This is a genomic window from Pirellulales bacterium (genome assembly GCA_035939775.1).
Classification (GTDB): domain Bacteria; phylum Planctomycetota; class Planctomycetia; order Pirellulales; family DATAWG01; genus DASZFO01.
On the sequence record DASZFO010000097.1, the window covers coordinates 1 to 14726 of the forward strand.

Annotated in this window: 6 protein-coding genes; 3 read left to right on the forward strand and 3 right to left on the reverse strand. The window is 60.2% G+C overall.

From position 1 onward, the window contains the following. The 3 genes from VGY55_05930 to VGY55_05940 all read left to right on the forward strand — a co-directional run. Positions 1–2498 (forward strand): tetratricopeptide repeat protein (locus VGY55_05930; GenBank protein ID HEV2969512.1); only part of this gene is annotated, 2498 nt, incomplete at its 5' end. 465 nt (positions 2499–2963) lie between these two features. Further along, the gene (locus VGY55_05935) at positions 2964–6932 is read left to right on the forward strand and encodes a hypothetical protein (GenBank protein ID HEV2969513.1); all 3969 of its coding nucleotides are present in this window, start codon (positions 2964–2966) and stop codon (positions 6930–6932) included. 51 nt (positions 6933–6983) lie between these two features. Beyond that, positions 6984–12062, forward strand: a complete 5079-nt coding sequence (locus VGY55_05940) for an autotransporter-associated beta strand repeat-containing protein (protein HEV2969514.1) — start codon at positions 6984–6986, stop codon at positions 12060–12062. A gap of 172 nt (positions 12063–12234) precedes the next feature. On the opposite strand, the gene VGY55_05945 is transcribed toward VGY55_05940, so the two are convergent. The 3 genes from VGY55_05945 to VGY55_05955 form a co-directional block, all read right to left on the reverse strand. Further along, positions 12235–12876, reverse strand: a complete 642-nt coding sequence (locus VGY55_05945; protein ID HEV2969515.1) for a hypothetical protein — start codon at positions 12874–12876, stop codon at positions 12235–12237. A gap of 133 nt (positions 12877–13009) precedes the next feature. Continuing rightward, a complete protein-coding gene (locus tag VGY55_05950; GenBank protein HEV2969516.1) occupies positions 13010–13612 on the reverse strand; it encodes an ATP-dependent endonuclease in 603 nt (200 codons plus the stop codon). Positions 13613–14299: 687 nt separating this feature from the next. Next, the gene (locus tag VGY55_05955) at positions 14300–14512 is read right to left on the reverse strand and encodes a hypothetical protein (GenBank protein HEV2969517.1); all 213 of its coding nucleotides are present in this window, start codon (positions 14510–14512) and stop codon (positions 14300–14302) included. Positions 14513–14726 lie beyond the last annotated feature (214 nt).

A 14726-nucleotide genomic window follows, 5' to 3' on the forward strand; every position in this document is an offset into this window, starting at 1 on the left:
CCGAATCTTGCGCTGGGGATGCCGAGCTGGAGCAACAGGTGGGGCGCCTTCTCCAGGTCCACCGCGAAGCCGGCAGCTTCCTGGACCGGCCGGCCGCCGCTCTGGGAGCCACGGGGGACTTCAGCCCCGTGCCTGAGGAAGAAGGGGCTGCTCTCCTCCTTCGTGAACTTCCCGGCACGGTCATCGGCCCGTACAAGCTCTTGCAGCAAATCGGCGAAGGGGGCATGGGCGTCGTCTGGATGGCCGAGCAAACGAAACCGGTGTTGCGCAAGGTCGCGCTCAAGGTCATCAAGCCGGGCATGGACAGCCGCCAAGTGATCGCCCGCTTCGAGGCCGAGCGGCAAGCCCTGGCCATGATGGACAATGTCAACATCGCTCGCGTGCTCGACGCTGGGACCACGGAATCGGGCCTGCCCTATTTCGTCATGGAGCTGATCCACGGAGTGCCGATCACACAGTATTGCGACGACGGCCATCTGACGCCGCGCGAGCGATTGGAGCTGTTCATGCCGGTTTGTCAGGCAATCCAGCACGCGCACCAGAAGGGCATAATCCATCGCGATATCAAGCCGTCCAACGTCATGGTCACGCTCTACGACGGCAAGCCGGTGCCCAAGGTAATCGACTTCGGGGTGGCTAAAGCGACCGAGCAACGGCTAACCGAGCGAACCCTGTTCACGCAATACGGCACCATGGTCGGCACGCTGGAATACATGAGCCCGGAGCAAGCGGAGATGAGCGCCCTTGGTGCCGACACCCGCAGCGACATTTTTTCGCTGGGGGTGCTCTTGTACGAACTGTTGACCGGCAGCACGCCGTTGACCCGCAAGCGGCTCAAAGACGCGGCGTATGGCGAAATTCTCCGCATGATACGAGAGGAGGAACCGCCCAAGCCGAGCACGCGGCTGACCGAATCGGGCGAGGTGATGGCGTCGATCGCGGCGCAGCGTCACATGGAGCCGGCCAAGCTGACGAAGCTGGTCCGCGGCGAGTTGGACTGGATCGTGATGAAAACTTTGGAGAAAGACCGCAATCGCCGCTACGAAACGGCCAGTAGCCTCGCCGCCGACGTGCAGCGTTACCTGGCGGATGAGGCGGTCGAGGCGCGCCATCCAACGCGCACGTATCGGCTGAAAAAATTCATCCGCCGCAACAAAGTGGGAGTCCTAGCGGGCTCGGCCATTGCCGCAGCGCTTATCACCGGACTCATCCTCGCCTCCCTCGGCCTCATTCAGGCTCGCCGAGAAGCGAACCGCGCCGACTATGAGGCAGGGGTCGCCCGCGCGCAGGAGGAAATCGCTAAGAATCAAGAAAACATTGCTCGAACACAGTTGAAGCGGAGTAACGAGGTGGCGCAGTTCCTCACGGAAATGCTTAACGCGCCCCGACCATGGGCTTCGGTCGGTCAGGACACCGCGCTGCTCCGTAGCATTTTGGACAACGCCGCAGTTCGCATCGCAGCGGAACTGAAAGAGGAGCCAGAAGTCGCAGCCGAATTATCTGGAGTCATTGGATTCACATACTGGTCGATCGGTGAATTCAAGAAATCGGAAGCGATCTACAATCAAGCGATCGAACTTTACGCGGGGCGTTTTGGCAGAGAGAACCCGCGAGTTGCCGATTTGCTCGATAATATCTCGCTACCACTGCGCGATCAACGCAAATACGACCAAGCCGAGACGGCGTTACGGGAGGCGGTGGCAATCGCAAGGAAAAACTCGGGCGACCAAACGCCGGAACTGGCATGGAAGCTGAGGAGTCTTGGTCTTGTGCTCCATTTGGCGAACAAGAATCCGGAAGAAGCCGAACGGGATGAGCGCGAGGCGTTGGCGATCCGCAGACAAGTGCTCGGAAATCAACATTCGGACGTCGCGGACTCACTGATTCGATTGTCGAATGTTCTGCCATCAGACCGTGCAGCGGAAGCCGAAGCTGATTTGCGCGAAGCCATTGCAATCTTGAAAAACACTGGGGCTAACAAATCGCTGCTCTCCACGGCGATGTACTACCTCGCAGTTGCACTCCAGCACGACAACCGATTGTCGGAGGCGGAGAAAGCTGCGAGAGAATCGGCGAGCCTTGTGCAAAAATCCGTTGGCAAGGGATCCCCGCAGATCCTGACCAGCTTGTGTCGCCTAATTGTCATTCTTGATCACGAGCATAAATATGACGATCTGGATGCTGTGTTTGATGAATATCCAATCCCTAACACGGGAAATGCTAGCAAGCGATGCGATTTGCTGTTGTGTCGTGCCGGACGTTTGCTAAGCCACGAGAGATTCTCTGAGGCCGAACGCGACTATCGGCAGGCCTTGGCAATCCGCATAAGCACGCTTGGGAAGGACAATCCTTCGACCACGGCCGCATTGAATGGCCTCATCAAAACGTTGCAAGCACAAAACAAACCGGTCGATGCAGAGAAACTTCTGCTCGAGGCCGACGCCAGCGCCCGCGCGAGCAACGCGAAGCCAGAATTAGTTCGTCCAGAAGATTATTGAGTCGAAAACGAAACACGCCTAGTCGGCGGCGCAAAAACCGGCCGGTGAGTCCGAACCGCGAAGGAGGAAACTCACCGCCCCGGCCAACCGCCGATCACCACTGGACTTACGCGCGGGCATGGCTTTATCGCCAAGTGGCTGGCGACGCCGAGCTGTAAGGCTCTTTCTGATTCTTTCGGATTTGGTTGGTGTCGTTCCGCGCCAAACGGCGCACTGTCTCATGAAGGCCCGCGCAGGCGACTACGCCGATGGAGGCGGCAACCCGTTCTAACGGCAAGCACGGGGAGACCGGTGGGGCAAAACGAGTGGCACAAGCGCCGCTAGTGCATTTGTTGTTGACGGAAACGTCTCAGAACATGAAAGGAAGTCAAAGTGCCACGAACCCAATCGAAGCGACGCCTCAAACAAAGACGGCCTTCGGAGCGACGGCGAAAGCCCTCGTTCGAGATTCTTGAAACGCGGTCGATGCTGACGATCGTGTTCACTCCGGTTTTCGGGCTGGAGACGCAAATTCAGAACTTTAATGCGGTGCTGCCCAATCCGCCCGTCTATCCGATCTTCTGGGGTTCGTACTGGTTGCAGGGAAACGGGCCGCAGCAGGAGCAACAATTGATCTCCGCCGCGAGGCAGGTGCTCAACTCTTCGTTCCTGCAAGCCACGGCACAATACGGTACCGGCGGGACCGCGACATACGGCGGATACTCATTGACCACGACCGCAACCGGAGAGCCGGCCAACGGATTCACAACTATCCAATCGTATGTAATCGATTATGCGTTAGCCCATTCTGGCCAACTTCCGAACGGGGACGAGAGCGGCGGCATTACGCCCATCTTCGCGATCATCACGCCGCCTGGGATTCGGTCTGCTGGGGGCAGCTCCGTCGTGGGATACAACACGAATCTAACAGACGACCCCGTGGATAGCGTCGATTACCCAACGGTGTGGTGCTCGACGTCGGTTTCGAACGGCGGCGCAATCGATGTCGACGCGTTCACGAAAACCTTCAGCCACGAGATTGCCGAGTGCATGACGGATTTGGGGCAAGGTGGGTTCGAAGTCAACCCTGGTCCAACGTTTCCGAATCCGCCAGCCAATTCCAATCAAATCTGCGACTACGAGGCGCAGGGCCATGTCTATCGTGAGTACACCGGCGCCTTGGTCCAGTCCGTTTGGTCGCGGGCAAACAACGCGTTCATTGTGACTGACGGCACCACACAGGACTTCATTCTTAACACAAACCCCGCGGGCGGTTACGACTTGGTGCTCAACGGCGACCAGCCCGGCCATACCAATGACACTTTCTATATCGACACAATCAGCACGGCGGGCGGCGATGAGGTCAAGGCGGTCATCAACAGCGAAGTCGCCGTGTTCGAGCCCAATTCCATCCGAAGCATCACCATCAATACCGGCGGAGGCACAAACACCGTGTACGTCGCGCAAACGACGGTGCCGGCGACGATCAACGGCAATGCCAATGATACGATCAACCTCGGCGTCAGCGGGAGCGTTCAGGGAATCAACGCGGATGTTTACATCTTCGGAACGGTCTCCAAGATTAACGTTGACGATTCATCCGATCCCACGAACCTGCACCCGGCGATCGGGTCGGGCGTCATCAGCAGCCTGCTCCCGAATAGCCATAACATCTTATTCCCCTACGGCCTCGACGGCGCCAATGAGAATCTCACGCTCGACACCGGATCGGGCACGAGTGCCGTCGATATCTTCGACACGATCGCAGGCGGCAGCGTCACACTCAACACGGTCACTGGAACAAATGCAGCCAATGTGCAGTATGTCGCGCCGGGCGGGCCGCTCACGGTCAACCTCGGGGGCGGCGCGCAAAACGTGAACATCTCGGCGGGCGGGAAGGATCTTTCAACGACCCTGCTCGCCGATGTGACGGTCAATCCGGGAACAGGCACATCCACGCTCTCCATCGACGACGACAACGCGACCGTCGCTCGCCATTTTACGATCAAGGCTGGCAGCGTCAGTACCGACATCGCCGGCGCGGGCGTCATACATTTCGGCCGGGTCACCGACGTTAAACTTAGTGGCGGAGCGCACGGCAACGTCTTTACCGTCCAAAACACACTGAACGGACTTGCCACGGACATCTACGCAAACAGCGGAGACATCGTCAATGTGCTCGGCACCGCTTTCGGCAGCACGGTAAACCTCTACGGTGCGTCCCTGATCGTGAATGTGGGTAACAACGGACGGACTGCCAGTCTGCACGGGTTGCTGCATGTCGGCGGCGTCGGCTGTTCAATGACCGTCGACGACTCGAATGATGCGCTGGGCCAAAACAACGTAACGATCAGCACCACCTCGATCACCGGCCTGAGCGATGGAGCGATTAGCTACAGCGACAGCGCGCTCAACGCCATGACCATCATCGGGAGTGGTGGCGGAAGCACTTATCACGTGCTCGGTGTGCCGCCCTACCAGTCGCACTGTACGACGACTCTGACCTGCGAAGGGACGGACACAGTTCTCGTCGGTGACAACGGCAGCCTGGTCGGCGTTCAAAGCCATCTCGTCATCAACAACCCAAGCAAATTCACAAACTTAACAATCGACGCCTCGGCCGACAATTTATTGGGCGGATCGTATGCGACCATCACCAATTCCCATGTGTCCGGGTTGGCGTTTGGCGAAATCGACTTCGACCAGTCGGGCCTGTCTGCGTTGACCATTGATGGCGTGCGCGGAGGAGACCCGCACTATCCGGACTATTTTATCTTGGGCTTGCCGTCGTATTCCTTGTTCCCCATCACCACGACGCTCAACTTGTTCGCCGGCGATACGGTGGACCTTGGCCCGAACTACAGCTTGCAAGGCGATTGGGGAAACGGCAATCTGGTCTGCAGTTTCAGCGGCAGCGGCCCCGCCGCCCAGGTCCTGCTGGACGGCAATCTGGATCCGGCGGGCGCGGCTTACACGATCGGCGGCAACAACAATCTCACGATCGACAATGCCACAGTGGGCCTCGGCCTGACGATCAACGGTTTCCGGGATCAAGACCAGGCGGTCATCGATCTTCCCGGTGGGACAGTCAATGCCGACTTGACTCAGACGAGTCGGGGGACGATCGTGCTCGACGGCTCGGCCAGACTGGCCGGGACGAACGTCCGATCGCCGCTCAACGTCACGGCCCACGCCCGCGCCGGCGCCGTCGTCGCGATGCCCACGGGGTCCGACAGCAGCGTGATCCGGGCGTTCAACTCGGTCGACCTGCTCGGCTCAATGCCGCAGGACGCGTTGCAAGTTTATGATTCCAACAACATGATTGCCGCGGCCAACGATCCGATCCCGGCGCCTTATGCGCAGTTCGCAGCCGTGGCCGGCGATCCGATGACGGTGACGGCGGGACAACCGTTCGACTTCACGATCGTGGCTCAGAATGCAAATGGCGGCGCGTTGAACAATTACGTCAATCAAATCCAGTGGTACGCCTATAACCGGACTACGGGAGACTACCTCAGTTCCGACTACGAATCGTTTGCCGCCGCCGATCAAGGCCAGCACACTTTTCATGCCGTTATGCTGCCCACAGTGGGAACATACTCGCTGGGGTTCGATGATGGTTGGAATGCGAGCAGCTTCACGATCACCGTGATGGCTCCGCACCAAGCTCTCATCGACCCGGCGGGCAAAGAAGTTGCGACGCCGGCCGTTGCCTCCGCGACCAGCCCAGAACCGCTCGCGAGCGATGCCCAGCCCGCGGCCGGCACGAGCGACGCGACGGTCGACGTTCCCTCAGTCGATCTCTTAGCGACAACCGGCAGCGCGGAGAAAGACCCATCGGTAAGTGTGTCTTCGGGAGGCGATTTCATCGAAGTTTCAACCGTGCAGCCGCAGACTATGGCTGCTTCGGCCAGCGCGCCTTCGATGATCGAGGGTGTGAGTGCTCCGAGCGGTGAAGCGATCGCACCGTCCGCCGAATCAGCGCAAACCGCAAGCTTTTTTTCGGGGGAAGTTGTTGCTGCGCCGCTGCCGGAGGCGCGAGCAACCGCGGAGACTTTCGCGATTGCGACGGCGGCGATGACTGATGGAGCATCGATCTTCCTCGCGTTGCCGAATAGGCAATCCATTGCCGTACAGACGTTCGTTGTCGACGCTCCCCTAACTTCGTTCCCGATCTTGCCGGCACCGGAAAGCGTCGGCAGCGCCGACGTCGAGACGCGCAACGCCGCACAAGACACACCGTCGAGCATTACTGTGAACGATCCGTTATCCCGGCCACTTCTGCGAAGTAAATCGCTTCTGACTGGCGCTCTGGACGAATGTTTCGAACAGTTCGACAAACATATTGGCTACCACACTTCAACGAAATGGAAGGCGCAGGCGTTCGATTCATTTGAGTTGCCTTTGAGTGACGACTTCTTGACGGCAGATCCGCGGAAAGGCCACCCCACCTGACCACGGACTCATCCCCATCAACGCAGACAACCAACGAAATTCAACAAAACCATGCGACAGCATCAATTCATCCGTGGCCTGGTAATGATTCTGCTTTTCGGCGGCATCATCTTTGTGCCGGCCCGATTGCACGCGGTTACAATTCAATATCAAAACCTAACGCTCGGCCCTAGCGGCGCCCTGATCGGCGGCCTCGGAGACGTCTTCAACGTCCGTGGAAACCTGATCGATAACAGCGCCCAAAACACTTTTTGGGACACGCATTTATCGCGGGTGGGCTTCAATGCCGCGGGCTCGCATCAATTGACTTGGACTGCGACCGAGCAGGGGCGTGGAAACGCGGGCTTCATCAATAACTTCGCGGTCGGCATTTTTGTCGTGCCGAGCGGCGCATCGCTCACAACATCTGGCGGAGGCGCTCTGTACACTCGAGTCCTCGTCTTGGGCGACGGAATCTCCCAGCTCAACTCGATCACCGGCTCGTCGCTGAACATCCATTACAACCCCGGGTCGCCACAGAACGCCTATCTCAATTTCCAAACGTATACCCTTCCCAACGGATCCATGCTCTCGCCCGCTGCGGCGCCGGCGGATTTCAATGCAGTCTGGAACGGAACGACGGGCAATTGGAGCGACGCGACGAAGTGGTCCGGCAATGTAAGCCCCCTCAATCCTTCAAATTCAGTCACCTTGTACGACGCCTCGATCAACGGCGGGACGGTGACGCTCGATCAAACGATCGGCTACATCCAGAAGCTCAATCTCGGCAGCGGCGGCACTCTGACTGGGCCCAACAGCCTGACGCCTTGGGATACATTCACCTGGGGCACGGCCGGCAACAATAATCCGTCAATGATCGGCGGCGGCGCCATCGTCAATGCGAATGGAGACATAACGATCGTCGGCGACTCCGCCCGCAACCTCGACAATGCCACGATCAACAACCATGCGGGCTATATCGCCACGTGGGCTGCCGGAAACAGCGACTTGAATTTCTCCAACAACGCGGTGTTCAACAACAATGGCGCCTTCATCGCGCAGAACAACCGCGGACTTGGCCACAACGGGGGGACGGGAACGTTTAACAACTACGGCACGTTCACGAAGAGCACCGGCACGGGCACCACCCACGTCGGCTCGGCGAACTTCGTGTTCAACGATCCCGGCTCGATCAGCGTGCAAACCGGCACGCTCGAATTCGACGCACGGCTTTCGGGGCCGGCAACGGGTTCGGTGTCAATCTCCAACGGCGCGGGCTTCGTGCTGGCCGACGGCGTCACGACGTTCGCCGGGGGCATTTCCAACGCCGGCGCACTGAATGTTGGCGACGCGATCGGTGCAACGAGCAGCGCCGTGTTTCGCCTGCAGGTCAATAACCAAATCAGCAATTCGTCCTTCCTCACTGTCAAGAGCGACGGCCTGCTCGATCTGAACGGCCTTAGCGAGAGCGTGGACGCATTGGTCATCAACAGCGGCAACGTATCCATCGGCACTGGCACTTTGATTCCGTCCAGTCTGACCATGACCGGCGGCATAATCAGCGGCACGGGCAGCGGCAAGGTGCAACTCACCAGCGGCGTCACTGCCGTTTCCGATGCTGGAAGCAATACCGCGGCTATCACCGCGGCGGTTGACCTCAACGGCGCAACCCGCACCTTCACGATCAACCACGGTCCCGCCGCCACTGATTTGCTCGTCTCGGGCAACATGGTCAATGGTGGTGTGACGAAAGGCGGCGTGGGTGCGATGACGCTCCGCGGTGCCAACACATACGCGGGCGGCACGACGGTCACTCAGGGCGTACTGAACATCAATAGCCCGAATGCCCTTGGCACCGGCGCGTTCACGGTAAACGGCGTCTCGACGATCGACAATACCAGCGGCGCGGCCATCACCCTCGCGACCAACAACCTCCAAGTCTGGGCCTCGAATTTCACCTTCGCGGGCACACAAAGCATCAACTTCGGCACCGGCACGGTGACGCTGAACGCCAATCCGACTGTCACCGTTTCGGCAAACACGCTAAGGGTTGGCGTCATCGGCAATGGCACGGGCAATAGCCTTACTAAAGCAGGAGACGGCACGATGCTGCTGTTCGGCGGGGCGGCTTACACGGGGACGACGTCTGCCAATGCAGGGACACTCATTGTCAGTTCCGGTTCCTTCGACAGCAGCGCCACGACCATCGCGGCGACGGCGACGATGAACTTCGTTAGCGGTGCTAACGCCGGCAACGGGACGTTTACTAACAACGCCTCCACACTGGGTACGGTTGTCCCGGGGCTGATTCAATTCTTTGATGCCAATACCACCGCGGCCAGCGGCCATTACACCAATCAAGGTGGCCTTGGCGTCACGACCAGCAGTTCCACCGGCGGCAACGGCGCCCAAATGATCTTCAGTAGCGGGACCACAGCCGGCAACGCCACAATCACGAACCAGGGCGCGACGCTGCGCGGCGCGTTCAGCGGCGGCCAGACGCTGTTCAATGCCGGCTCGACGGCCGGCAATGCCACCATCACGGCCAACGGCGGCAACGATGGCCAAAGCGGTGGTCCGGCTCCCGGAGGACTGACGCTGTTCAGCGGTGACGCCACCGCAGGCAACTCCACGCTCATCAGCACCGGCGGCACTTTTGGCGGCGTGTCGGGTTCGACGCGGTTCAAAGACACCGCCCGCGCCGGCTCGGCGACGATTACGATCAATAATGGCGTGGCCAATAATAACGGAACGTTCAACGACTTCTTTGACCATTCGACCGCCGACTCGGCGCACATCACCGCCAACAGCGGCACGGCGCTGGGGTTTCACGACAGCGCTACCGGCGGCAGTGCCACACTGCTCGCCACCGGCGGGCCTTCGTTCGCCCCTGCTGGCAGCGAGATCGATTTTTACAACACCTCAACGGCCGGCAACGCCAATGTCACGGCGGCGAGCAACACCGGCGTCGGCGGCTTGCTCAAGTTCCACGACAACTCCGACGCCGGTCACGGTATCTTCACCACCGCCACCATCGGCAACGCCGTCGGTTCGACACAGTTTTTCGATTCGTCCAGTGCCGCCAACGGCGTTTTCACCACGAACGGTGGGACCGCCGGCCAGAGCGCGCCTGGCGCTTTCATCCAGTTCCATAACAACTCGACCGCTGGCTCGGGCGCGTTCACCAATAACGGCACCGCCTCCTTCCAGGCGAACGGAGCTGAAATGGATTTCGTCGATACGTCGACCGCCGGCAATGCCATGGTCACCAACGTCGGCGCGCCTGACAACGGCAACGGCGGGATCACGGTGTTCTCCAATTCCTCTCGCGCCGGCACCGCGACGTTCACCAATACCGGCGCCACCGCGGCCACCAACGGCAATAACGGCGGCGGATACACTGTCTTCAACGCCGGCACAACGGCCGATCACGCGACTTTCATCAATAACGGCAGTTCGTTCAACAACGCGACGCGCACCTCCGGCCACACGATCTTCAATGCCGGCTCGACCGCCGACCATGGCACATTCATCGCCAACGGGTCGCCGACGAACACCGGCGTCGCCGGCGAGGTCGACTTGGTTAACGGCGCGACCGCCGGCAACGGAATGTTCACCATCAACCCGGGCATCGTCAGCGGCGCCAGTGGCGGACTGGTGGATTTGAGTCTCGGCGGCTCCTCGGGCGCTAACGCGACGTTCACCAATAACGGCGGCACGGTCAGCGGCGCGAGTGGCGGGGTCACCATCTTTGCCGCGAACACCACCGCCGGCAGCGCCCTCGTCACGGCCAATGGCGGGACATCGGCCGGTGCCGGCGGCTCGACCATCGGCTTCTTCGGCAATCCTGACCCGGCCAACTCCACACTCGTCGCCAATGGAGGAACCAATGGCGGCGCGGGGGGATTGATCTTGTTCATCGCCTCGCCGCAATCCGGACAGTTCTTTCCCGCCAGCCTGGTGCGCATTGTTGCCAACGCCGGGGGGACGTTTGACAGCAGCGGCGCGGGTGAGCCGCTCACCGTCGGGTCGATTGAAGGTGCAGGGCAATTCCTGCTCGGCGGCGGGACGCTCATCACCGGCGCTCTCAACACCGACACCACTGTCTCGGGCATCATCGCCAATGGCGGCAGCCAGGGCGGCAGTAACGGCAAACTCACCAAGGCCGGGACCGGCAAGCTTTCTCTCACCGGCGCCAATGCCTACACCGGCGCAACCACCGTCATCGCCGGCACCCTGCAATCCGCGAACAACGGCGCGCTCGCCACGACCTCTTCGGTCGCCGTGAACAACGCTGGCTCGATGCTCGCGGTCAATTACGGGGGCAGCACCGACTATACCCAGACCCAGGTGGCCACGCTGCTGGGTAAGACGACATTTGGCGCTCGAAGTACGGCCTTTGGTTTCGATACCAACAATGCCAGCGGAGCGGTGACCTACGGCAATGGAATCGCGATAGCGGCCGGCGTCACCAAGCTTGGCCCGGGCACGCTGATCCTCTCTGGCGCCAACACCTATTCCGGCGGCACGACTGTCTTGAGCGGCACGCTCAAGTTCAATATCAACACGGGCGCGGCGACAATCGGATCGGGAGTCACCGCTACGGTCGCCTCTGGGGCTACGCTCGAACTCGCCGGCTCGGTGTCGGCGCTGGGCACGGCCGGGGGCAATCGCGCGCATATCGTGAACGACAGCACTTCCTCCGGCGTCGTTGTCTCCGGCACGAATCAGGTCGTTGGGGGCATCGACGGCTCGGGGAGCACGCAAGTCAATGCCGGCAGCGACCTAACGGCCAACCACGTCGTTCAAACGGCGCTCGTGATCGGCGGAACAGCCGCAAGCCCGGGGCTTATGACCATCGACGCCAGCGACGCCTCGGGCAATCCGCTGGGTCAGTCGAGCGGATTTGTCTTGGCCAACTCGCTGAGGCCCAGCGGCCCGTTCGGAGCGCCCGACGTGAGTACCGCAAGCACGATCCCCGTCGCGGCCGACAGCGCCGATTTGGCTGTCGTGGCACTGGGGAAATCCGTCGGCAGCGGCGATCCTGCGCCGGTTCCCGAACCATCCACGCTGCTGCTGGCGTTCCTTGCGGTTTTGGGTGCAGTTAGCACCCAGTTCGCGCGACACCAATTCCGATGTCAAACAGCCTGATCCTCTTGGCCGCAGCCGTCATGCTCTGCTTTTGGGTTGTTGGCTAGGCGCTCGACGCGGCATTCCTGCCATCAGTCTAACTCGCGGCGGTCCGCCCGACCGACGCAAGTTAGCCGTTGCAGCCCGCTGCCCGCCACGGCAGATTCCGTGGCGGGCTTCTCCGTCTCCTTCATTAAGCAACGGCTAACTGCGGCTGCTCCTCCACGCCGAACTCGCCCTGGAATCTCAGCCAACTTTCTCGTAACCAAAGCCTCAATTGGGAAATCCGCGCTGCCGACACACCGAACTTCGTCGCCGCGGCCTTCGTCGACTCTCCGCTGGCCAGCGTGAGCGCGATCCTCCTCCGCTGTCTGGGCAGCAGCCGAAGCCAACTGGCAAAGTCCAGTCTCGTGGCGGCGATCTCCGCAGGTCCAGCCTTTCGATCTTCGAGCAAGACCTCCTTCCATTCCTCGTCGTGATCGTCGATCTGGACTAACCGCTGAACATGAAATCCATGTTTTCGCTGGGCGTGACGCGACAAGAGATCGAAACTGTTCAGACGGCTCCCCGCCTGTCTTCCAGAGCGAACCTGCCTGATGCTGTACGTGGCCAAGACGGTCGCGAAGCAAACATCGAGCTTGCCGCGGTCCGCCAATCGCCTGATTGCGACCCAGGCCAAGGCGATCGTTTCCTGAATCGCTTCTTGCCGAGACTCCAGCGACAGATTGCGAAACTCCACGCGCGCGCAACGGACGATGCTCGGCAGCATGGCCACGAACTTCTCCTGCAGAAGTCCATCGCGGCTTTCGGTGTCCGTCTTTTCAATTGCGATCATGGGACGATCTCCTGTTGGAATGAGACCGCCCCCTGCCGGGGCGGTCGTGTTGGGAAACACAACCGCCCCGCACCACGCGAGGCGACAACGTGAACTTCAGACGTATCTCAGCGGAGTGACACGAGGCATCGACCTACGATGCGCTGTCTGTCATTTCGGCGATGATCTGCAACCAGCCGCGGATTTCTCCGGCTAGATTGCGCTCGGCGAATCGAGCAACGGTCATCCGCTCGACTGTCAGTGTGTTGAGCCAGGACTTGACCCGATTTCGCAGGCGCCTGCGGCTTCGCGCTGGCAGGTCGATCCAGCGGTCGTCGGGATGATTCCGCAGATAGCACTGCTCCGCGACACGATCGGCGACATCATCGCCGTCAGAAAAGCGCACGTCGATGCCGCGAGCCTCAAGAATGGCATCGGGATGTAAATAATTCTCTAGACTCCGCTTGGACATAACTTCAGCCCGGCAGCCGATCCTTAGATTGACGACACGAGCCATTTCGAGGCGAACCTCGGTGGCCGGCGTGTCCTCGCGGTCATATAGGTGGAATTCAGGCCGGCCGAGTTCAGCGAGCCGGAAAGCCCAACCTCGCACATCGCCGCAGAACGGGACAAATACGATTTGTCCGCATCGCTCGAGGTTGCTCAGTTCCGGCAGCTTGTTGTCGTCGAGCCTCAGAACTGCGGCCGCTCTCTGCAGGAACTGGATATCATGGTGCCCTTCGAGGACAACCAGCACCGGGCGATTCCGGTGTGCGGCAGAGTGAGGTTGCAGCGCGCCCCTACCACTGGCAAGGGTTGAGGGAGGACGCCTCAGCGCTTTCAAAATGCGATGAATCAAATTGGCACGTTTAGCCATAATGAGTCTCCGACTGTGGATTGCTTGATTGGGAAACGTCGTCCAGAAGAGGCCGTAATTCGGGCCCAGCGACGATGAAGATGAGAGCGGTGGCTCGAAGACCGCGTGCGCTCGCAGACAACGGCGGCGAGCGTCGGGAGAGTCCTCGGACGACGACTCAGCTCGCGAACAGCCGCACCAGCTAACCTGAACGAGAACTGCTTCGTTGAATCAGACAATTCGAGATGCGCGTATCAGAGTTTCTTTCTTGGCGTGTAATGATCGATATTTGCGGGCGATGGTGGCGGCGGATTGACACCGACCCCAGGCATTAGTCCTTGTTCACGTCGAAGTCGGCGGACCACGTCACGGGCCAGTAACCGCAGGAGTTGGTCGAGCGCGTCCTCGACGCGTGAACTGTCTTCGATAGATGATCTTGATTCGATGCGACGTGAATCGTTCTGTGACATTTGAAATCCCTCGTTTATGAAACTGGATCGGCTCTTGCGCAAAAAAAAGCCACACATCGCAACAGGCGATGCGTAGCCCAATGGAAGAGGATTTGCGATCCGCGCGCCAGATCGGTGATTACCAGGGTTCGATCGGAAAACCGGGTAGCGGAGTAAAGTTATACCGCGGATGCAGATGTCGTCGCAGCTTGGGGTAGTTTAACGGCGGCTCCCGTAGCGGAACGAAGGGATCGGTGATTCCTTTGGTTCGCATGATCCGGTCCAGTGCGGCGGCACGCTGCGCGGCGGTTACGGTCAATCCGAGAGTGGACGCCGCCAGCCTTTCGCTCATCGGCTTTCGTTCGGCCGTTCCTCTCCGAAGTTCGAGAACCGCGCTTCGAAGCGCCACGCGTTGCGATGGGTTGAACAGATCGACCGCGATCGTAGAGCTCAATAGCGGCCGCAGAATGTCTCGCTCACGCTTAGAGCCTATCCGAGAACCGCCTGGGCAAAGGGGACAGTCCCCGTTTTGCTCCGCGGACTGCGCAAAAGGGGGACTGTCCCCG